We start from the raw sequence: 21,073 nt of genomic DNA on the forward strand, positions 1-21,073 counted from the left end.
CGCGCCCAACAGCAGACTTGGGACATCGATTTGGGGCCCGGCCGATTGCAACCTCGCGATCGGGGGCGCGCGTTAGGGGACAGCAATGGCAAAGCCGGCAGTGGTTGTGGTGGGCGCGGACAAGGGCGGGGTCGGCAAGACCACGGTGTCGCGTACCTTGCTCGATTATTTTTCCGCCAACAACGTGCCGACGCGTGCGTTCGACACGGAGTCGCCGCGCGGAACGCTGAAGCGCTTCCACCCCGACATCACCGAGATCGTCGACATGATGACGACGGCCGACCAGATGAAGATCTTCGACACGCTCAACGCGGCGAGCCCGTCGGTGACCGTGATCGACGTCCGCGCCGGCCTGCTCTCGCCGGCACTGGCGTCACTGCGCGACATCGGTTTCCTCGACGCCGCCAAGGCCGGCCAGATCACCTTCGCGGTGTTCCACATCCTAGGACCCTCGATCGCCTCGCTGGACGAGATCGCCGAGACCGCGGGTTTCATGGCCGGCGCAAAATACTTCCTGGTCAAGAACTTCATCAACGACACCCAGTTCTTCCAATGGGACCAGTCGACCTACAATTCCTACTTCCACCGCATCAAGGACGCGACCGAGCTGACGATCCCCAAGCTCAACGAAATGGCCTATGAGCAGGTCGAGGTCTCCTCCGTCCCGTTCCTGAAATTCGTCGCCAACAAGGGCATGAACGACGACGCCGCGAACTATTCGTTCGTGCTGCGCGGCTATGTCCGGCATTGGCTCGCGAACGTCTGGAGCGAGTTCGACCGGATCCGGCTGACCGACATCGTCGGTTCGAAACCCGTCACCCGCAACAGCGAAAAATAGTTGCGCAAGCAGGGCTGATACGGCTGGATTGGGCGACAAGTTCGCTCAGATAATGCGTGATGCCCGCGACACCCGTCTACATCATCTGCTCGCCCCGCCCGCAGGTCGGCAAGACCCTGCTGGCGCGGCTATTGAGCGAATTCCTGCTGCTCAAGAACGGCAACGTCGCGGCCTTCGACGTCAACCTGAAGGAGCCGTCGCTGCTGGATTACTTGCCGAAGATCACCGAGACCGCCGACGTGATCGACACCTACGGCAAGATGCAGCTGATGGACCGTGTCATCGTCGATGACGGCCTTGCCAAGGTGATCGACCTCGGCTTCCACGCCTTCGACGAGTTCTTCAAGATGACCGACGAGATCGGCCTGCTCAAGGAGGCGGCCCGCCGTCACGTCGCGCCTCAGATCCTGTTCGTCGCCGACACCGACCGCGTCTCGGCCCGCGCCCATGAGATGCTGCGCGGGCAGATCCCGCGCATGAACCTGATCACGGTCGACAACGAATATGTCGTGCGCGGCGAGCTGCCGCCCGCAATGGCCGGCGGCCGGCTGTTCCGCCTGCCCGCGCTCCCCGGCTTTCTCAAGACCTATATCGACCGGCTGACCTTCTCCTTCACCGGCTATCTGCGCCAGGAGAAGGACGCCTCGACCGAGCTGCACCAATGGACCCGGCGGAACTACATCGCCTTCCGGGAGCTCGAGCTGAACCTGATCCTGCAACGGTCCTAGAGCGGGATGAGCATCAGGCGTCTCGGTGCCACCTCTCCCCGTCGGGGAGAGGTCGGAATGCGCCTGGCGATGCGAAGCATCGTCAGTGCAATCCGGGTGAGGGGCCGCGGCAACCAGTGAGACCGGATCCCCTCACCCGGATCGCATCTTGCGATGCGATCCGACCTCTCCCTACGGGAGAGGTGAACCAAGGCCACAGCAGCCGGCGGCGATACATCTAAAATCGGGACGATATTCTTCGCCCGCTCAGTGCCCCTCGAACGTCATCAGCGTGCGCACCGGCACGTCCATGGCGCGCAGCTTGGCCGCGCCGCCGAGTTCGGGCAGGTCGATGATGAAGCAGGCCGCGACGACATTGGCGCCGATCTGGCGCAACAGCTTCACCGCGCCCTCCGCGGTGCCGCCGGTGGCGATGAGATCGTCGACCAGGATCACGCGCTCACCGGGCAGGATAGCGTCGACATGCATCTCCATCTCGTCGATGCCGTATTCGAGGGAGTAAGCGATGCGCACGGTGGTGTGCGGCAGCTTGCCTTTCTTGCGGATCGGCACGAAGCCGGCCGAGAGCTGATGCGCCACCGCGCCGCCGATGATGAAGCCGCGCGCCTCCATGCCGGCGACCTTGTCGATCTTGTTGCCGGCCCAGGGATTGACGAGCTCATCGACCGCGCGGCGGAAGGCGCGCGCATCCGCAAGCAAGGTCGTGATGTCGCGGAACATGATTCCCGGCTTGGGATAGTCGGGAATGGTGCGGACGCTCGCCTTCAGATCGTGGTCAAAGGTCATTGGTGCCTCTCAATCAACGCGCGCATCCAGCCGGAACGCGTTTTCAACAATACGCAGCCCCACCTCGCCGCCAAGCGACATCAGCGATTCCGGGTGGAATTGTACGCCGGCAACCGGCAGGGTCTTATGCTCCAGCGCCATGGCGACGCCGTCCTCGGTGCTGGCGGTGACGCTCAGAACTTCGGGCATGCTGTCGCGCTCGACAAAGAGCGAGTGATAGCGGCCGATGACGATCTCGTTCGGCAGATTGCGCATCAGGCGTCCGCCGCGCACCTGCACCCGCGAGGGCCGGCCGTGGGCGGGATGGGTGAGCTGGCCGAGCTCGCCGCCAAAATATTCGCCGATCGCCTGCACGCCGAGGCAGACCCCGAACACCGGCAGCTTCTTCTCCAGCGCCGCATCGATGGTCTTCTTGATCGCGAAATCCTCGGGACGCCCGGGGCCGGGCGACAACACCAGCAAATCCCACCTCTTCTGCTTGAGCATGTCGAGGGCATGCACGTAGCGGACCACGGTGACGCTGGCACCGACCTGGCGGAAATAGTCGGCAAGCATATGGACGAAGCTGTCGTCGTGATCGATCAGCAGCACCTGCTTGCCGCTTCCGGTCGCATCCGGCGCGAAGGTCGACAGCGGCTTTGGCGGATCGCCGCGCAGCGCCTGGAACAGGGCAGCGGCCTTGACCTGGCATTCGCGGTCTTCCGCGGCGGGGTCTGAATCGAACAGGCAGGTCGCGCCGACACGCACTTCAGCCAAGCCATCTTTCATGCGGATGGTGCGAATGGTGAGGCCAGTGTTGATGCTGCCGTCGAAATTCACCGCGCCGATCGCGCCGGCATACCAGCGCCGCGGCGAGCGCTCGTGATCCTCGACGAACTGCATCGCCCAGAGCTTTGGCGCGCCTGTTACCGTCACCGCCCAGGCATGGGTAAGGAAAGCGTCGAGCGCGTCGAAGCCGGGCCTCAGCATGCCTTCGACATGATCGACGGTGTGGAACAGCTTTGAGTAAGTCTCGATCTGCCGCCGCGCCAGCACCTTGATGGTGCCGGGAACGCAGACGCGCGCCTTGTCGTTGCGGTCGACGTCGGTGCACATGTTGAGCTCGAACTCGTCCTTCTCCGAGTTCAGGAGCTGGCGGATCTGCTCGGCATCGCCGATCGCATCGGTGCCGCGCGCGATGGTGCCTGATATCGGGCAGGTCTCGACGCGGCGTCCGTCCGAGCGCACGAACATCTCCGGCGAGGCCGACACCAGGAATTCGCCCTCGCCGAGATTCATCAGCGCGCCGTAGGGCGACGGGTTGATGACGCAAAGGCGCTGGAACACTTCGGCCGGCGAGCGGTCGCAGGGCTCGGCGAAGAGCTGGCCCGGGACCGCCTCGAACAGATCGCCGCGCGCGAAGGCTGCGCGCGCCGTCTCGACGGTGGCCTGGTATTCGCCGGGGGCGTGATCGGCAAAGCCCTGGCGCGGCGTCTTCAGATATGGGCTGTCGGCAGTCTCGCGCGGCAGGCCTTCGGTCGACTTGCCCTTCCAGGCGAAATCGTAAGTGAGCACCACGCCGCGGCCGGTGGCGCGGTCATAGGCCAGCAGGCGATCGGGCACGTAGAGCACGATGTCGCGCTGGTCCTGTTCGCGCGGCCGCTTCTGCACGAGGTCCTCGATCTGGAACACGAGGTCGTAGGCGAAGGCGCCGAACAGGCCGAGCAGACCGTCGTCATTGGCGGAGAAGGCGGCGACGAGATCGCGCACCAGCGACATCACGCTGGCACGCCGGGTGCGCTGGTCCTCCTCGACAGGCGCATCGCCGCGGATGATGTGACCTGCAAGCCGCGTGGCCGTCGTCTCGGAGATCACCACGCAAGGCTCGCGCAGGACCTCAGTGAGAAAGGCGATCAGCACCTGCCCGCGTTCGTTCAGCGCTTCCAGCTTGAAATTGACGCCTGATGTCTCGAGCTTGAGCGGCGGGTCGGAGAAGCCGAGATCGAAGCTCTCATAGCGGCCGGGCACGGTCGTGCCCGAGGACAGCACCACGCCGCGGCGGCGGTCGAGCAGGCTGACGAGATCGTCGAGCCGGCTCGCGCCGCCGGTGAACTGCTCGGCCACGCGCGTGATCGCAAGACCTGCACGGGTCACATAGTCGCTTCTGGCAGGGAGGGCAAAGACTGTCCTGTTCATGTCGTCCTCTTACGAAACTTGCCGAGGGAACGCCACACAGGACAAACGATCAGGCCGCCGCACTGCGTTGGCGACCTCAGACGATTTGGGAAAGGAAAATCGCACCGGCCACCTCGTTAGGAGGTGCGCCACCAAAGACGGGCTGGGCGGACGGCGGTGCTCATGGGGCGGATACTCACCATGGCGCGGGGGCGGCGTCAAGGGCGAGGCAAGGCGTAGCCCGGATGGAGCGTAAGCGTAATCCGGGGTTCGCGCCACAATTGGAAAGTCCCCGGATTACGCTGCGCTCCATCCAGGCTACGAGCGATTACCCCAGATGTTTTCGGAAAAACTCCGTGGCCCTGCCCCAGGCGAGCTCGGCGGCCTCGCGGTCGTGCACGGTCTGGCGCTGCTCGTTGACGAAGGCGTGCTCGGCGTCATAGCGGAACAGCTCCAGGGACTTGCCGGCGGCCTTCATGGCCTTTTCGAAGCCACTGACCAGCTCCGGCGTGCACCAATCGTCCTTGTTGGCGAAGTGAGCCTGGAGCGGGATCTTGACGTCGGCGGGCTTGGCCGCCTGCTCCGGCGGGATGCCGTAGAACACGACGCCGGCCGAGAGCTCCGGGATCTTGGTCGCGCCGATGATGGTGACGGCGCCGCCTAGGCAGAAGCCTGTTAGCCCGACCTTGGCGCCGTTGCGCGACAGATATTGCGTGGCGCCGCGCACCGTCTGCGTGGTGGCGTCCATGAAGTCGAGCGAGTTCATCTCCTTGTTGGCACTGTCCGTATCGTGATAGGGCACCACCTTGCCCTTGTAGAGATCCGGCGCCAGCGCATCGAAGCCCGCGAGCGCAAAGCGATCGCACAGGCCCTTGATCTGGTCCGACAGGCCCCACCATTCCTGGATCACAACCACGCCCGGCGCGTTGCCGCGCCCGGCATTGGCGAGATAGCCCGAGGCGTCCTTGCCGTCCGGGCGCTTGAAGGTGATGGTGGTTCCCATGGTGTCCTCCGACGAGTTTTGGGGAGCGGTTGTGGGTATTCTGGCGGGTGCAAGAGGATGACGCAATCCACACTCACGTCTTTCCGGGGCGCCCGAAGGGGCGAACCCGGAATCCATCAGGCTACAGCATTGGTGGAGGAATGGATTCCGGGCTCGATGCTACGCATCGCCCCGGAATGACCGCCCAACAAAAAAGCCCTCTCGCGGGGGCTTCTTCATTTTCGTCTCGTCTTACGCCACTCAGTGCGAGCCGGCCCAGACCTTCTTCTTGGTGAAGTACATCAGGCCCGCGAAGATGATCAGGAACACGAACACCTGGAAGCCGAGGCGCTTGCGCGCTTCCATGTGCGGCTCCGCGGTCCACATCAGGAACGTGGTGACGTCCTTGGCGTACTGCGCGACCGTGGTCGGCGAGCCGTCATCGTAGGTCACCTGGCCGTCGCTGAGCGGCTTCGGCATCTTGATGGCGTGACCCGGGAAGTACTTGTTGTAATAGGAGCCTTCGGGGATGGTGACGCCCTCGGGCACCTTCTCTTCAAAGCCCTGAAGCACGGCCGTGACGTAATCCGGACCCTGCTCCTGGTACTGGGTGAAGAAGTCGAAGATGAACCAGGGGAAGCCGCGCTTATACGAGCGCGCCTTGGTGATCAGGGACAGGTCCGGCGGCGCCGCCCCGCCGTTCGCCGCACGCGCGGCCTGCTCGTTCGGGAATGGCGAGGGGAAATAGTCCGCCGGCCGGCCCGGACGCTCGAACATGTCGCCGGCATCGTTCGGGCCGTCCTTGACCTTGTACTCGGAGGCAAACGCCGAGGCCTGCGCCACCGAATAGCCGGGGCCGCCGGCTTCCGCGAGGTTGCGGAAGGCGATGTAGGACAGGCCGTGGCAGCTGGCGCAGACTTCCTTGTAGACCTTCAGGCCGCGCTGGAGCGCGCCGCGGTCGAACTTACCGAAAGGGCCAGAGAACGACCATTTGTTGGCCGGCGGCTGGTCGTTGCCTTCAGACGCTTTCGCGCTGTCGATCGAGCCCGCGAACAACGAACCGGCGAGCGCAAGCATGATCGCGGTCGACACCATCGGCGTCGATCTGCTCCCGGTTTTGGCCAGCACCGCATCCGAGATCGAGTTCGGAACCGGTCGCGGCTTCTCGATGCGCGCGAGCAGCGGCAGCACGATCAGGAAGTAGGCGAAGTAGCAGACCGTCAGCACCCGGCCGGCAATCACGTAGATGCCTTCCGGCGGCTGCGCGCCGAGATAGCCGAGCAGGATGCAGACCACGACGAAGATCCAGAAGAACTGCTTGGCCAGCGGACGGTACTTCGACGACCTCGTCCTGGCGCTGTCGAGCCAGGGCAGGAAGGCAAGGATGATGATCGCCCCGAACATCGCGATGACGCCCGCGAGCTTGTTCGGGATCGAGCGCAGGATCGCGTAGAACGGCAGGTAATACCATTCGGGCACGATGTGCGGCGGCGTCACGCCCGGGTTCGCCGGGATGTAGTTGTCGGCGTCGCCGAGATAGTTCGGCATGTAGAAGATGAACCAGGCGTAGAGCAGCATGAAGCAGGCGACGCCGAACATGTCCTTGATGGTCGCGTGCGGCGTGAACGGCACCGTGTCCTTTTCCGTCTTCGGCTCGACGCCGTCAGGATTGTTCTGACCTGCGACATGCAGCGCCCAGACGTGGAGCACGACGACGCCCGCGATCAGGAACGGCAGCAGATAGTGCAGCGAGAAGAAGCGGTTCAGCGTCGGGTTACCGACCGAATAGCCCCCCCACAACAGTGTCACGATGCTCTCGCCGACATAGGGAATGGCGGAGAACAGATTGGTGATGACCGTGGCGCCCCAGAAGCTCATCTGGCCCCAGGGCAGCACGTAGCCCATGAAGCCAGTCGCCATCATCAGCAGGTAGATGATCACGCCGAGGATCCACAGCACCTCGCGCGGCTCCTTGTACGACCCGTAATAGAGGCCGCGGAACATGTGGACGTAGACGGCGACAAAGAACATCGACGCACCGACCGCGTGCATGTTGCGCAGCAGCCAGCCGTAATTGACGTCACGGACGATCAGTTCGACCGACTTGAAAGCGAGATCGGCATTTGGCGTGTAGTGCATCGCCAAGATCACGCCGGTCAGGATCTGCATCGCCAGCATGAAGGAGAGGATGGCGCCGAAGGTCCACCAATAGTTCAGATTGCGCGGGGTGGGATAGGCGACGAAGGAGGAATGGATGAGACCAAAGATCGGCAGACGCCGCTCGATCCATTGCAGGGCCGGATTGCTCGGCTGGTAGTCGGATGGTCCGCTCATGATGCGATCCTGAGGAAATAATACGACGAGACGGCGCGAAGCTTCGGACGCGGGTCCGAAGCTCAGCCGATCTGGATTTTGGTGTCGGAAACGAACTGGTACGGCGGCACTGGCAGGTTCGCGGGCGCGGGCCCCTGGCGGATGCGGCCGGACGAATCGTACTGCGACCCATGGCAGGGGCAGAAGAACCCGTCGTAATTGCCCTCATGAGCGATCGGGATGCAGCCGAGATGGGTGCAGATGCCGATCACGACCAGCCACTGCTCGTGGCCGGACTTGACCCGGGCTTCGTCGGACTGCGGATCGGGCAGGCTCGCCACGTTGACGGCGCGCGCTTCGTCGATCTGCTTCTTGGTGCGGTGGCTGATGTAGATCGGCTTGCCGCGCCAGAACACCTTGATGTCCTGACCCTCGGCGATCGGGCTGAGATCGACCTCGATCGGCGCACCGGCGGCGATGGTCGAGGCATCCGGATTCATTTGCGAGATGAAGGGCCAGAGCGCGGCCGCGCTCCCTACTGCTGCGGCTGCCCCCGTTGCAACGAATAAGAAATCACGGCGTGTCGGATGGTCCGCCGAAGACGCTGTCGTCACGATTCCAACCCTTTCTTCTTATGCGACCGGTCGAACCGCTCCGGGGGGCGCCCATGAGGTCCCCGGAAGGCTGCCGGCGCCCGCGGCCCCCCGCGGCGGCAGAACTTTGCTTGCTCACGCCCAAAGCGGGGAAAACAGCAGTCCAGAATCGTTCTATTGGCACCCTTGCCGGGCGAGCGCAAGCCCGCTATCGGCGCGGGAGCGTGCAATGCACGAATTCCCGGGGATGCGATGTTTTATTGAGACATTTTGCGCCCGCAACCAGCCCGCCACAGCCCATGCAGATAGCGCTTTTCCAACCCGACATTCCCCAGAACACCGGCACGATTCTCAGGCTCTGCGCCTGTCTGGGCATGGCCGCTCACATCATCGAACCGGCAGGGTTCCCCGTCTCGGACCGCTCGTTCCGCCGGGCGGGAATGGACTACCTTGACCAGGTTAGCATCACCCGCCACGACTCCTGGGCGAGATTCGAGGACTGGCGTGCGGCACAAGGCTACCGCCTGCTGCTATTCACCACCAAAGGTGCCACCGACTACCGCGATTTCCGTTACCAGACGTCGGACATCCTGCTATTCGGACGCGAGAGCGCCGGCGTCACGGATGCGGTGCTCGAGGCTGCGGATGCGCGGCTGGTGATACCGATCAGGGCCGGCCTGCGGTCGCTCAATGTGGCCATGACCGCGGCGATGGCCGCCGGCGAGGCGCTGCGCCAGATCCGGAACCCCGAAGGTCCAAAGGTTTGAGGAGAGAGACGTGAGTTACGCGGTCAAGGAAATCTTCCTGACCCTGCAAGGCGAAGGCGCCCATGCCGGGCGCGCGTCGGTGTTTTGCCGTTTTGCCGGCTGCAACCTCTGGAGCGGCCGCGAGGCGGACCGCAGCGAGGCGACCTGCAAGTTCTGCGACACGGATTTCGTCGGCACCGACGGCACGCTCGGCGGCCGCTATGCCTCAGCCACGGAACTCGCCGACACCATCGCCGCGCAATGGGCCGCATCCACCGCCAATCGCTACGTGGTGCTGACCGGCGGCGAGCCGCTGCTCCAGGTCGATGCCGCCTTGATCGATGCGCTGCACGCGAGAGGCTTCGAGATCGGCGTCGAGACCAACGGCACGATTGCAGCCCCGGCGGGGCTCGACTGGATCTGTGTCAGCCCCAAGGGCGGCAGCGAACTCGTGCTACGCCGCGGCCACGAGCTGAAGCTGGTCTATCCGCAGGCGCTGGCGGCGCCCGAGACCTTCGAAGGCCTCGCCTTCGAGCGCTTCTCGCTGCAGCCGATGGACGGACCTGAGATCGCCCAAAACACCGCGCGCGCGATCGATTATTGCCTGCGCCATCCGCAATGGCGGTTGAGCGTGCAGACACATAAATCGCTCGGCATCAGATAGGATTGTTGACGGACAGATGTGGGAATTGACGAAATCGTTCCGCTTCGAGGCGGCGCACTCTTTGTCGGGCACGACGTTCGGTGCGGCGAGCGAAGAGATCCACGGCCACTCCTTCCGCGCCGAGGTAACGGTCCGCGGCACGCCGGATCCCAACACTGGCATGGTCGTCGACCTCGGGCTCCTTGAGCGCGCCATCGAGGACGTGCGCCTGATGCTGGACCACAAGTACCTCAACAAGATCGAGGCGCTGGGCACCCCGACGCTGGAAAACCTCTCGCGCTTCGTCTGGGAGCGGCTGGCCCATATCGACAAGCTCACCCGCGTCAGCATCCACCGCGACAGTTGCAACGAGAGCTGCACCTATTACGGTCCGCAAGGTTAGACTTCGTAGGGTGGGCAAAGCGAAAGCGTGCCCACCAATCAGGATCACGACAAGAAATGGTGGGCACGGCGCAAGGGCGCCTTTGCCCACCCTACGGCAGGTTCGCTTCGGGAATTGAGTATGGACGCCTCGACAATCGAAGACCGCAAGGGCCGCGCCCGCGCCTGGTTCGAAGCCTTGCGCGACGACATCTGCGCGAGCTTCGAGCGGCTGGAGGACGACGCGCCGCAAAGCCTGTATCCGGGCGAAGCCGGCCGTTTCAAGCGCACGCCCTGGCAGCGCACCGATCATACCGGCGCGGCCGGAGGTGGCGGCGTGATGTCGATGATGCATGGCCGCCTGTTCGAGAAGGTCGGCGTGCACTGCTCGACCGTTCACGGTGAGTTCGCCCCCGAGTTTCGTGCCCAAATTCCCGGCGCCGCGGAGGATCCAAAATTCTGGGCCTCCGGCATCTCGCTGATCGCGCATCTGCGCAATCCGCATGTGCCCGCGGTGCATATGAACACACGCTTCGTCGTCACCACAAAAGCCTGGTTCGGCGGCGGCGCCGACCTCACGCCGGTGCTGGAGCGGCGACGCACGCAGGATGATGCCGACAGCATCGCCTTCCACGCTGCTATGAGGGAGGCCTGCGCGCAGCCGAGCGGTGTCGCCGACTACGACAAGTACAGGAAGTGGTGCGACGAATATTTCTATCTGCCACACCGCAAAGAGGCGCGCGGCATCGGCGGTATCTTCTACGACTGGCATGACAGCGGCGACTGGGACGCAGATCTTGCCTTCACCCAGGACGTCGGCCGCGCCTTCCTGAAGATCTATCCTGAGATCGTGCGGCGCAATTTCGCGACAAGCTGGACCGCTGCGGACCGCGAGGAGCAATTGATCCGGCGCGGGCGCTATGTCGAGTTCAACCTGCTCTACGACCGCGGCACCATCTTCGGGCTCAAGACCGGCGGCAATGTGGATTCGATCCTGTCGTCGCTGCCGCCGGAAGTGAAATGGCCATGAGCCTCGCCATGCCGCCGCTCCCTCGCGCCATGCTGATCGACATGGACGACACCATCCTGTCGGCCTATGGCCGGCCCGAGATCGCCTGGAATACGATCACGGCCGAGTTCGCCGAAGAACTCGCGCCGCTGCCGCCAGCGCTGGTCGCAACCGCGGTGCTGGCGTTCGCGCGCAACTTCTGGGCCAATGCGGAAGCCGCATGGCGGCTGAAGCTCGCCGAAGCCCGCCACCTCACGGTCAAGGGCGGCTTTGCCGCGCTCGCGGCCGCCGGCCATCGCGCCCTGCCCGACGATCTCGCCATCCGCCTCGCCGACCGTTTCACCGCCTATCGCGAAGAGGAGATGTTCGTCTTCCCCGGCGCGCATGAGGCCATCGACCAGTTGAAGGCACTCGGCATCAAGCTCGCGCTGGTGACGAACGGCGCCGCCGATACCCAGCGCGCCAAAGTCGAGCGCTTCGAGCTCGCGCACCGCTTCCACCACATCCAGATCGAGGGCGAGCACGGCTTCGGCAAGCCCGAGGAGCGCGCCTATCTGCACGCGATGGAGGCGCTCGGCGTCACCGCTGATGACACCTGGATGATCGGCGACAATCTGGAATGGGAAGTCGTGACGCCGCAGCGCCTCGGCATCTATTCGATCTGGATCGACGTGCATGGCGACGGCCTGCCCGAAGGCTCGATCGTCAAGCCCGACCGCATCATCCGCTCGCTGACCGAACTGCTGCCGGGGTAAACAAAGCCCGCGACAACAAATTATCGAAAAACAACCCCATGCACAGTAGGGCGTTGCTGCAAATTCAAGGGCTTACGGCAACGCAATCTCGATTTTCGATTTTACGAAATTCCTTTGACACGTCGGGCAAAACAGGGGCATGATGGCATCGTCGCGGGCTTTGCGATGAAGGCCCCCTTCGCCAGCGGCCACGGCACTTGAGCGTTCCGTGCAAGGGAATGCGCGGTCTCATCCACCGCCCCCGTTTTCCGGATGTCATGACAAATTGCTAGCTTCGCGTCCGGTCGATCAACGCGAAAGGACAATCCATGGAAGTGAAAGCCGGTGATGTCGTGATGCTGAAATCCGGCGGCCAGCCGCTGACGGTCGCGGAAGTGAAGGAGAACGACGTGATCTGCCTCTGGATGGGCATGGAAGGCGATTTGTTCCGCGAGACGCTGCCGCTGGCCACGCTCGCGCGCGTGGAAGAGGACGAGAGCGACGAAGACGACGAGGATGAAGACGAGGACGAAGACGACGAGGAGTAGGTACACCTAGGACCGCACCCCGGTCAGATCGGAGTGCTCGGCTCCGGCGCGTCCGATGTCCGCTTCTCTGCCACTAGCGCGCAATGGCGGACATCGCTGAACGTCGCAGAAGGGATAGCCACGCGCTGCCCTCCCTCTTCGAAATCTAAAGAATGATGACCTGTGCTGCCGCTCGTACATCGCGCGTCTCGAAGCCCTAGACCAATTTTTTCGGCCAACCTCTGAGTTGGGGCAAGATTGGAGATGCCGGGGCCTACGCATTCCCGATTTTCAAGCAACAAAGCGTGCCGCAATCGGCAGACATTTAAATTGCAACGCCGGGTAGAGGCGCGTGCTGGATATTTAAATTTCGTATCCAATTTGTTTGGAGTTGGCCAATCCGAATACCGTCACCAGCGCGGCTCCCCCCCGGAGCGGCACGATGGATTTATGATCATGCGGCCGTGATCGCTATTCTAACTTGCCATCCTGAGGTTATACAATTAACATGCAAACAATATAATGCATTTAAATGATGCGGGACGGCGAGATCCCGAGCCCGCTTAATTAGGGAGGGCTGATCATGGCCATTAAAAAGAATGTCGTTTTGAGAGGCGCGGCGGCTCCGACAGAGGTAACGGTTCCAACCTTCTCCTTCAGCCCCAACGATTCCCTCGCGCAGTTGATCGTCGACGCGTGGGTCGAAGACGATTTCCGAAATTCGCTGCTGGAACGTGAGGCGGACAACACTACCGTGACGGCCGCCGCCGCGAACCGAGCCAAAGTCGCGCTCGCGGCGCGAGGTATCTATCTGAACCGCGCGGTCATCATCACGGAAGAAGAGCACGATAGTCACTACATCATGCAAGACCCCGATGAAGTCGTCTTTGTGTTGCCGAACAGAGGCCGCGTGACACCTCGACCCGGCCAGTCTCTTCTGGAAACGGCTCGCTTGCTGATGTCTTGTACGCCCAACGGAATCTAGCGCTGTTACCGCTCGGTTCGAGGGGAGGCGCGATCCGTCTCCAGTTTGAAGCGTGTGTCCGAAGTGGCAACGGCAGACAGACGGTCCGCGCTGAGCACTGCAGGTTGGGAGGTTTCTAATGGAGCGGTTGAGGACGGAGTGGGTCAACGTCACAGGTGATATTTCGATCATTGCTCGCGACTCCGGACAGGTCTGGTTCCACACCACGGGTGGGACGAAAGGGAAGGTAGATCCATTCGCGACGCCGATGACGGGCGTGGGTACTGCGGGCAGCGCGATCGGGCTGCTCGACGGCGCGATCAATCTCGGATTTGCCGCGATTGAAGAACGCCTCGCGCGTCCGGACCAGACGCTCGCGGGCTATGTTGTGGCCCTGGTCGGCGCCTATCACACGTCTGTCGATACGCCTCGAAATCTGCGGCGCGCGGCCAGCCGCTTCGAGGAACTGGGCAGACCCGAGGTCGCGGCCTACCTTGAAGAACGGGCGCGCGAGGAGTCTGGTCACGATCGCCTCGCGCTCAAGGACCTGCGCGCGCTGGGTTTGCCCGCCGAGCGACTCGTCACCAATTTCATCCCGCAGGGGATCAAGCCGCTCTGCAAGCGCTTCGATGATCTTTGCTCGCAGGACTACCCGATCGGCTGCATAGGGTACTCCTACTGCCTGGAGCGCATCGCCGCGCTCAAGCAGAGGGCCGACGTCGAGAAGGTCCAGGCGCTGTGTCCGGATGGCGTCGACGCGACCCGCTTTCTCAGAAGCCATAGCTCTCTCGGAAGTGAGGCCACGCACGTCAAAGACACCATCGACTTCGTCGCGTCTCTTCCTGCGAGTGACCGTATCACAGTCGTTCAGGAGACGTATGAATCGGCACTGATCATGGCGGAAGGCTATAATCACGAACTCCATAAATCCGAAGCCGAGATGGTCGACGAGCTTCGACAGGCGATCGGAGAAGCGCTCCCATACTGTCTCAGTTCAGGGCCTTCAAAAGACGAGGATTGCAGCGCTCGACCCGCGGCTTGAGCGGAACAGCGCGACGTCATCGCGGTTTGCTCGGCCTGAGCGCAAGCACGCACTGTTCCGGCGTCCCCGTCGTGAGATAGTATAAGGGGTCCTACGGCGGTAAGAGGAGGGCCTCTTCGATGACGAGGACAAACACCGACTTAGCCGAGTGGCTGGTCAGACACGGTCTAGGCCAGTACGCCCAAGCCTTCGCGGAAAACAACATCGAATATTCCCTCCTTCCGGATTTGACGGAAAACGATCTCAAGCAAATTGGAGTTTCTTCCTTAGGTCACCGCAAGAAGCTGCTTAGGGCGATTGAAGCATTGACCGCTTCGCGCCAGCCCGGCGGCGAGACGCTTGCGGGTTCAAGAGTCGCTGTGGCGCCGCCCTCCATTGCGCAGCATCGCGAACCTGAGTTCCGTCAGATTACGGTACTGTTCAGCGACCTTGTGGCTTCTACACAGCTCTCCGAGAAGCTGGACCCTGAGGATCTCCAAAAAATTATCGACGCATACCGGGAGGAATGCAGCACCGCGATCGGGCGGTATGGCGGCGAGGTGGCCCGGTATTTCGGCGATGGCGTAATGGCATTTTTCGGCTGGCCCTCCGCTCATGAGGATGACGCCATTCGTGCCGTTCACGCCGCACTGGAGATCGCGTCCGGGGTCACGAAGATTTCAGGTCCGGTTACTCTGTCTTGTCGAGTGGGTGTTTGTTCTGGACCGGTTGTTGTCGGTGACATTGGAGATAGCGGCCGCTGGTCGATGGACGCGGTGGGAGAGACGCCGAACATTGCGGCGCGCCTGCAGGCCCTTGCCGCTCCAGATACGGTACTCATCTCAGAGACGACGAGGCGTCTCATATCGGCCGCCTTTGATTTTCAGGACCTCGGCATCCAGGAACTCAAGGGTGTGACTCAACCCCTTCATTTGTATCGCGTGCTGGCGGCGAAAAGCACGGTTAGCCGCTTCGAGGCTGCGCATACGGGCTCTCTTACTCCGCTCATTGGACGCTCAAGCGAGCTGAGCCTGCTGCTCGACAGATGGCAGAAAGTCAAGGAGCGTGATGGCCAAGTCATACTTCTTTCGGGTATTCCGGGAGTCGGGAAGTCGAGGCTGCTCCACGAGTTGAAATCGCATATTCAGCAGGAACCGCATATTCTGCTGCATCATCAATGCTCGCCCTACCACAATCAGAGCGCGTTCTTCCCCGTCATCGAGCAGATCCAACATTCGGCCCAAATAACACCGCGCGAGCCCGATGCAGACAAGCTCGCCAAGCTTAGGGCTTACCTTCCCGACAATTCCGCCGAACCGGTCCTGCTGGTCGCCAGGCTGTTATCCATCCCGGTGCATGATCACCTCCAATTGTCCCGCCTGACCCCGCAGCAAATAAAGAACAGAACCATAAGCACGCTTGTCGATATGCTGTTGGCGTTCTCCGTCCAAGGGCCCACGCTCTGCATCTTTGAGGATGCACACTGGCTGGATCCGTCGACGGTCGAGCTGCTTGACCTGATTATCAGCCGGATCGACCACGCCCGCGTGCTGCTTATCGTGTCGTGCCGGCCGGAGTTCCGCCCTGCATGGATCACTCATGCGAATATCACCGTGCACTCGCTGACTCGATTATCGCACACGGAAGTGAAGGCGATGATTGGAGGTCTGTTGAGGGGCGGGAGGATGCCTCAGCCGCTGCTGGACCAAATTATCGAAAAGGCCGATGGCGTCCCGCTATACATCGAGGAACTGACAAACAGTATGTTGAGCGCACCTGTACTCGGTCGAGGTGCGTCCGAGCGTACGGCACAAGCAGCATTGCTCAGGGTTCCGGACACGCTGAGTGACGCATTGATGGAGCGGCTCGACCGCGTTGCACCGAGTCGCAAACTTGCAATGATTGCGGCGGTGATCGGGCGCGAGTTCTCCTATGATCTGTTGTCGGCCGTATCGCAACTCGACGAAGATAATATCCTGTCAGCACTCTCGCTGCTCGAACAGGCTGACATCATATATCGAGTCGACATTTCGCCCTCCCTCCGCTTCGCGTTCAAACACGTGTTGCTGCGTGATGCGATCTACGATTCTTTGCTCAGGAGCAAAAGACAGCAGATCCACGCCGAGATCGCCACGGTCCTGGAGCATGACTTTCCGGAGCTTGCGGAAAATCAGACCGAAGTCGTGGCGTATCATCATCAGGAGGCAGGCAATCACAATTCGGCTATCCGTTATTGGCTCAAGTCCGGGCAGCGCGCGCTCGCGCACTCCGCCAACATCGAAGCGATTGCCAATTTTCGAAGTGCGCTTCAGCTTCTGAAAACGATGCCCGAAACGCCCGAGCGGACCAAACAAGAGGTCGAGGTTCAGCTGGCGCTGGGAATACCGCTTATCGCCGTCAAAGGGTATGCCTCCACGGAAACCCGCGAAGCGTTTTCCAGAGCTCGCTCCTTATGCCTGCGTCTCGGCGACATCCCTGAATATTTCCAAGCCCTGTTTGGGTTGTGGGGACACTCATGGATGGGTGGAAGGAATGATGAGGCGCTCAGCATGGCCGATGAGTTTCTGCTGCGGTCACGAGGCTTGTCTAGCCCCGTGCTGTCGATGGTGGCTCATAGAGTGATGGGCAGCACGTTGTTGACCATCGGGGACTTCCAATCCTCAGCGAACCATTTCGAAGAGACGATCAGGCTTTCGATCAGCGAAGGAAGACAGCCCCTTTATCACCTTTACATGGTGGAGCCTCAAGCGGCTTCACTGCTGCTTCAGTCCTGGGACTTGTGGTTCCTCGGCTATCCCGATCGATCCCTTTCGCGCGTGTCGGAAGCGTTGGCCCTGGCTCAGGATCTTGCTCACCCGTACACAGTGGCGTTCGCTCATTACATGACCTCTGTCGTGCACCTTCTGCGCGGGGACGCCGCTCGCGCTCTCGAGAGCGCCCAGAACAGCTTCGAAATGTCACAAGAACAGCGGTTTTCGCTGTACGTAATTCTATCGCGAATTTCGCGAGGCCGGGCCGTCGGCGAGATGGGCCGAATTGAGGAGGCCCGATCCGAGATCGCACTGGGAATCGACGAGGCGCGGCGCAACGGTGTCGGTTTCATGCTGCCAATGATGAATAGCTGGCTGGCGGAAATTGACGCCAAGGCCGGCGAGAATGAACGCGCACTATCGTTGGTCGAAAGGCTCCTGGCCGGCATAGGTGATGTGACGGGCAGGGCATGGGAGTCGGAATTACACCGGCAAAAGGCCCAAATTCTCCTATCGCTCGACCCATCGAAAGTCGGCGGCGCCGAGTCTCATCTTAGGAAATCCATTGAAGTGGCGCGTGGCCAAAGCGCCAAGTCCTTGGAGTTGCGCGCTGCCACAAGCCTCGCAGAACTCTGGCGGAGGCAAGGAAGGATTGATGAGGCGCGCGCGCTGCTAGAACCGATCTGCGATTGGTTTGACGAAGGAGCCGAAACGGCTGACCTCATGCGCGCGCGCGATTCTCAATGCGCGCTGCATTAATCCTGCCTCTCGCAGAAGTGACAGCCAATCGGACCCTTTCCCGTCGACCCGCCATGAGCGGACATGATGGCGCTGGTCCGCCAGGTTAGCTCGGAGCCGCCCTCCGGCGGCCAGCCGCTGACGGTCGCGGAGGTGAAGGAGAACGACGTGCTCTGCCTCTGGATGGGCATGGAAGGCGATTTGTTCCGCGAGACGCTGCCGCTGGCCACGCTCGCGCGCGTCGAAGAGGACGAGAGCGACGAAGACGAGGATGAAGACGACGAGGAGTAGGCAGACCGAAGACCGCCCCCTGGTCAGTCAGATCGGAGTGCCGGCTCCGGCGCGTCCGATGTCCGCTTCTCTGCCACTAGCGCGCAATGGCGGACATCGCTGAACGTCGCAGAAGGGCCAGAAGGGGACCTACCGATCAGTTCTGGCCGATCGTTTCCTCGCGATCGAACTGCTGAAATGACAGCTCGGGTCGCCATTTCGTCAGACCGGATCGGTGCTTCATCTTCGCAGCAGCGCGAACCCGATATTTGGTCCGAGCTGCTGCGTGTAAGCGAGGTTGATCCACAGCATTGCCAAAGGCTCGAGGTAGCGACTCATGGCCAGCGGGCCGGTGTCGATCGGGTCGAAACCGAGGTCTGCGACAAGCGCGATGACGATCTGCTTGGCGGGCGTATCGTCGCCGGCAAGTGCCATCATCAGCTTTCCACCGGGATAGTCGCTGTCCGCCATGTTGCGGGAGCCCGTGGTGCTGAACGCTTTGACGACGCGCGCGCTCGGCGCAAGCCGCGCTACGGTCTCGCCGCCTGAATCGCCAAATCCGATCGCAAGCTCCCTTTCGGATTTGAGAGGATCGGTCGTGTCGATCAACACTTTGCCGGCGAAGTCACCCAGCGATCTTATCGTCGCCTCGACGGCGGCCCAGGGGACCGCGAGCACAATCACATCGGTACTGGTTGCAGCATCGTTCAGGGGGACAACGCCAAAACCCTGCTCTCTCAGCTCTCCGGCTTTGTCGCCGGCCACATCGCGCGTCGCGAACGTCACGCGATGGCCCCTCTTGAGCCATCCGCCCGCTAGCGCACGGCCTACATTGCCCGAACCGGCAATCGTGATCTGCATGGCATGCTCCCGTGCGATTCTGCCGAACATATACTGTCGTGCGCGGGCAAGAGCTACATCGGCTCTGGGTCAATCGCGTCGGTTGCGCCGCGCTGCTAGGGCTTCCGCTCGGCGCTGCTTAGCTGACGTAGTTGGGAAAGCCAAGGTCCCGGTAGACCTCATCCAGCAGGGTGATGAAGCGCGCGACTTCGCTCTCCACGTCCTGCTCGCGGCAGAACACATGGGCGTCGTCCTGCTCGAAGGCACGCGTCCGCATGATGCCGTGGAGCGAGCCTGAAGGCTCATTGCGGTGGCAGGCACCGAACTCGGCATAGCGGAGCGGAAGCTCCCGCCACGAGCGTAGCCTATTGGTTTCCTGATGAGCGGACCCGGCAATCGCTTTGGAATATCGCTTATGGGCCTAACAAACCTCCGCTCATCGAAGGGAGTCGGTTCCAAGATTTCCTTTCTGGCGTCTCTCCGGACTTACGTTCTCCAAGACGGCGACGTTGACGGCCGCTAACCCGACTACAGCATCGACCTTGCAGCGCAGCTACGGAACAATATTACATCTGAGAGATTCGCGGAACGAAACCGGTCGTCAGCCTTGGGAGGGTGGCAATGAACTCTCAAACCATAGAAGGTGCGTGTGCGTTCGCTTGGCGGAACTACTTGCTGTTCCACAGCGGCATCAGCGAGAACGATAACAGGCGTTCTGCCCTCTATCGCTACGTCGCCAATGCTCGTGATACCGGTGGAGATGATTTCGATCTCTTGCAAATAGCGGCCGTCGCTTACCTAAAAAAACTGGACGAACTGCACGACGACCGACGTGCGAGGCTCGCGGCAGATCAAGTCTTGGCTGAGTGCTTAGAGTCACGCAGGGCACAACCCACCACATAGCTTACGGCCAGAACACCAAAACGAGGGAGAGAACCGCATGGCAGACAAGACCGCTAACGAAAACCGTTTCGCGCGCGACCCACAAGGTCCCATCAGCGCAGCGACTGCAATCGGTATGAATGCCTTGAAGCCAATTATGCACTTTCAAGTCTCAATGCTGAGGATGTGGGCCGACAGTATTGAGAGGTTGGCGGGCAATTACGAAAAAGGGTTGGAAGAAACCGCGACCGCCGTAGAGGAACAGTCAAACAGGGAACGCGCCGCGTAAATCAACGCAATGGAGTCCGCTCAGGGTCACTCGCGTCGTTTTGGCCGGACGTCAGCCGTTTCTCGTCTTCCCCTAGCAGCCGACATGTGCGCGAGTGCTGGATGTCGTCGGTATGGGCCAACAGGTGACATTCGCGAAATGAAGGAGACCGCCAACTCCATCACCCGGTTCACCGCCGAATACTTGCGGTCTTCACCTTGATCTAATGCTCGCAGGGCGATCTTCTAGAAATTGACCACTCGCGAGTCCGGCTGCTTGGCTGCGGCGTGGAACTCGTTCATCCCAGCAAGCTTCACCCGTTTGTCGAGCGCTGATGCCGCTAGACCGCGCGCCTCTACGCAAGGCTTGCACACCATCAACGTCACATTGGGATGCGCTGCGATCTCCTCGTACCGGTTCGGTGGCCCGACCGGGACGAGCTTCGCGCCCACGCCCTCGATTGCTGTGAATACGGCATCGGCGAATAGCATCAGCGTGACGCTGTCGCCGCTCTGCACCGCGGACGTAGCAAAGATAAACGGCAGCATTGCCCGAGTTGGATCAGTCGGACCATATGTGGCGGAGATAGCAAAATGCATCTTTGTCTCCTATCCTAGTTCCCGCGCTCCGGCGGTCTGCACGACTGGAGTTAAGCAATTTGAGGCGGATTGGGCTTGATCAGCGTCAACGGACGTTCTTCGGGATTTCTATCCGAACGACTCCATCACTCTTGCCATCGCCGGATGCTTGCGGTTCTTCACCTGGAACCAGTGCTTCGACCGGCCAGCGTGACAGGGCCGGTCGGAGCAGCCTCTCGCAGGCGCCTGCCGACAGTTGCACGGGTGAATTTCCCGCCGCCACTTTCGACAGGCTCCATCGGGCTATCAGCCTAGCACATTGTCGAGG

22 protein-coding genes are annotated in these 21,073 nt (G+C 61.8%); 14 read left to right on the plus strand and 8 right to left on the minus strand.

The annotated features are described in order from the left end of the window. Positions 1–85 precede the first annotated feature (85 nt). Positions 86–838 (plus strand): P-loop NTPase family protein, encoded by a 753-nt coding sequence (locus tag BLV07_RS32800; RefSeq protein WP_091894228.1) that lies wholly within the window; start codon positions 86–88, stop codon positions 836–838. A gap of 59 nt (positions 839–897) precedes the next feature. After that, positions 898–1,566, plus strand: coding sequence for a hypothetical protein (locus tag BLV07_RS32805; protein ID WP_165405494.1), 669 nt, complete (start codon positions 898–900; stop codon positions 1,564–1,566). Positions 1,567–1,812: 246 nt separating this feature from the next. Here the strand turns inward: BLV07_RS32805 and BLV07_RS32810 are convergent, their stop codons facing one another. The 5 genes from BLV07_RS32810 to petA form a co-directional block, all read right to left on the minus strand. After that, complete coding sequence (locus BLV07_RS32810; RefSeq protein ID WP_091894232.1) at positions 1,813–2,352, minus strand: adenine phosphoribosyltransferase; 540 nt, start codon at positions 2,350–2,352, stop codon at positions 1,813–1,815. 9 nt (positions 2,353–2,361) lie between these two features. Then, the gene (locus BLV07_RS32815; protein WP_091894234.1) at positions 2,362–4,527 is read right to left on the minus strand and encodes an anthranilate synthase component I; all 2,166 of its coding nucleotides are present in this window, start codon (positions 4,525–4,527) and stop codon (positions 2,362–2,364) included. A 307-nt stretch (positions 4,528–4,834) separates the two neighbouring features. Beyond that, on the minus strand, positions 4,835–5,509 hold the full coding sequence (locus BLV07_RS32820) for a dienelactone hydrolase family protein (RefSeq protein WP_091894236.1): 675 nt from the start codon (positions 5,507–5,509) through the stop codon (positions 4,835–4,837). A 240-nt stretch (positions 5,510–5,749) separates the two neighbouring features. Further along, positions 5,750–7,822 carry a cytochrome b/c1 gene (gene fbcH, locus BLV07_RS32825; RefSeq protein WP_091894238.1) on the minus strand — a complete coding sequence of 691 codons (2,073 nt, stop codon included), beginning with the start codon at positions 7,820–7,822 and terminating at the stop codon, positions 5,750–5,752. Positions 7,823–7,884: 62 nt separating this feature from the next. After that, on the minus strand, positions 7,885–8,415 hold the full coding sequence (petA, locus tag BLV07_RS32830) for a ubiquinol-cytochrome c reductase iron-sulfur subunit (protein WP_091894240.1): 531 nt from the start codon (positions 8,413–8,415) through the stop codon (positions 7,885–7,887). A gap of 278 nt (positions 8,416–8,693) precedes the next feature. Between petA and BLV07_RS32835 the strand changes: the two genes are divergently transcribed. The 10 genes from BLV07_RS32835 (at position 8,694) to BLV07_RS32880 (ending at position 18,198) form a co-directional block, all read left to right on the plus strand. Continuing rightward, positions 8,694–9,161 carry a tRNA (cytidine(34)-2'-O)-methyltransferase gene (locus BLV07_RS32835; RefSeq protein ID WP_091894242.1) on the plus strand — a complete coding sequence of 156 codons (468 nt, stop codon included), beginning with the start codon at positions 8,694–8,696 and terminating at the stop codon, positions 9,159–9,161. Between the two features lie 10 nt (positions 9,162–9,171). After that, positions 9,172–9,804: a 7-carboxy-7-deazaguanine synthase gene (gene queE, locus BLV07_RS32840; protein WP_091894244.1), complete on the plus strand. Its 633-nt coding sequence runs from the start codon at positions 9,172–9,174 to the stop codon at positions 9,802–9,804. 16 nt (positions 9,805–9,820) lie between these two features. Then, positions 9,821–10,186, plus strand: a complete 366-nt coding sequence (locus tag BLV07_RS32845) for a 6-pyruvoyl trahydropterin synthase family protein (protein WP_091894246.1) — start codon at positions 9,821–9,823, stop codon at positions 10,184–10,186. Positions 10,187–10,306: 120 nt separating this feature from the next. Further along, positions 10,307–11,194 carry an oxygen-dependent coproporphyrinogen oxidase gene (hemF, locus tag BLV07_RS32850; protein WP_091894249.1) on the plus strand — a complete coding sequence of 296 codons (888 nt, stop codon included), beginning with the start codon at positions 10,307–10,309 and terminating at the stop codon, positions 11,192–11,194. Further along, on the plus strand, positions 11,185–11,928 hold the full coding sequence (locus tag BLV07_RS32855; RefSeq protein WP_091894251.1) for an HAD family hydrolase: 744 nt from the start codon (positions 11,185–11,187) through the stop codon (positions 11,926–11,928). The genes hemF and BLV07_RS32855 overlap by 10 nt, the downstream gene beginning before the upstream one ends. A gap of 308 nt (positions 11,929–12,236) precedes the next feature. Continuing rightward, positions 12,237–12,455 carry a YodC family protein gene (locus BLV07_RS32860; protein ID WP_091894253.1) on the plus strand — a complete coding sequence of 73 codons (219 nt, stop codon included), beginning with the start codon at positions 12,237–12,239 and terminating at the stop codon, positions 12,453–12,455. Positions 12,456–13,017: 562 nt separating this feature from the next. Beyond that, a complete protein-coding gene (locus tag BLV07_RS32865) occupies positions 13,018–13,419 on the plus strand; it encodes a hypothetical protein (protein ID WP_091894255.1) in 402 nt (133 codons plus the stop codon). Between the two features lie 118 nt (positions 13,420–13,537). Continuing rightward, a complete protein-coding gene (locus BLV07_RS32870) occupies positions 13,538–14,440 on the plus strand; it encodes a hypothetical protein (RefSeq protein WP_091894257.1) in 903 nt (300 codons plus the stop codon). Positions 14,441–14,559: 119 nt separating this feature from the next. Continuing rightward, a complete protein-coding gene (locus BLV07_RS32875) occupies positions 14,560–17,928 on the plus strand; it encodes an adenylate/guanylate cyclase domain-containing protein (protein WP_091894259.1) in 3,369 nt (1,122 codons plus the stop codon). Positions 17,929–17,994: 66 nt separating this feature from the next. After that, a complete protein-coding gene (locus BLV07_RS32880; protein WP_091894331.1) occupies positions 17,995–18,198 on the plus strand; it encodes a DUF2158 domain-containing protein in 204 nt (67 codons plus the stop codon). A 219-nt stretch (positions 18,199–18,417) separates the two neighbouring features. Here the strand turns inward: BLV07_RS32880 and BLV07_RS32885 are convergent, their stop codons facing one another. Beyond that, positions 18,418–19,038 carry an NADPH-dependent F420 reductase gene (locus BLV07_RS32885; protein WP_176945912.1) on the minus strand — a complete coding sequence of 207 codons (621 nt, stop codon included), beginning with the start codon at positions 19,036–19,038 and terminating at the stop codon, positions 18,418–18,420. Positions 19,039–19,156: 118 nt separating this feature from the next. Continuing rightward, positions 19,157–19,414, minus strand: a complete 258-nt coding sequence (locus tag BLV07_RS32890) for an aminoacyl--tRNA ligase-related protein (protein ID WP_244551279.1) — start codon at positions 19,412–19,414, stop codon at positions 19,157–19,159. A gap of 224 nt (positions 19,415–19,638) precedes the next feature. Between BLV07_RS32890 and BLV07_RS32895 the strand changes: the two genes are divergently transcribed. Together BLV07_RS32895 and BLV07_RS32900 are read left to right on the plus strand one after the other, a co-directional pair. Next, entirely contained in the window at positions 19,639–19,920 is a 282-nt protein-coding gene (locus BLV07_RS32895; protein ID WP_091894333.1) for a hypothetical protein, read from the plus strand. A 37-nt stretch (positions 19,921–19,957) separates the two neighbouring features. After that, positions 19,958–20,188: a hypothetical protein gene (locus BLV07_RS32900; protein WP_091894263.1), complete on the plus strand. Its 231-nt coding sequence runs from the start codon at positions 19,958–19,960 to the stop codon at positions 20,186–20,188. A 224-nt stretch (positions 20,189–20,412) separates the two neighbouring features. On the opposite strand, the gene BLV07_RS32905 is transcribed toward BLV07_RS32900, so the two are convergent. Further along, entirely contained in the window at positions 20,413–20,766 is a 354-nt protein-coding gene (locus BLV07_RS32905) for a DsrE family protein (protein WP_074120546.1), read from the minus strand. Between the last annotated feature and the right edge of the window lie 307 nt (positions 20,767–21,073).

This window comes from Bradyrhizobium sp. Rc2d (genome assembly GCF_900099855.1).
Lineage (GTDB): Bacteria > Pseudomonadota > Alphaproteobacteria > Rhizobiales > Xanthobacteraceae > Bradyrhizobium.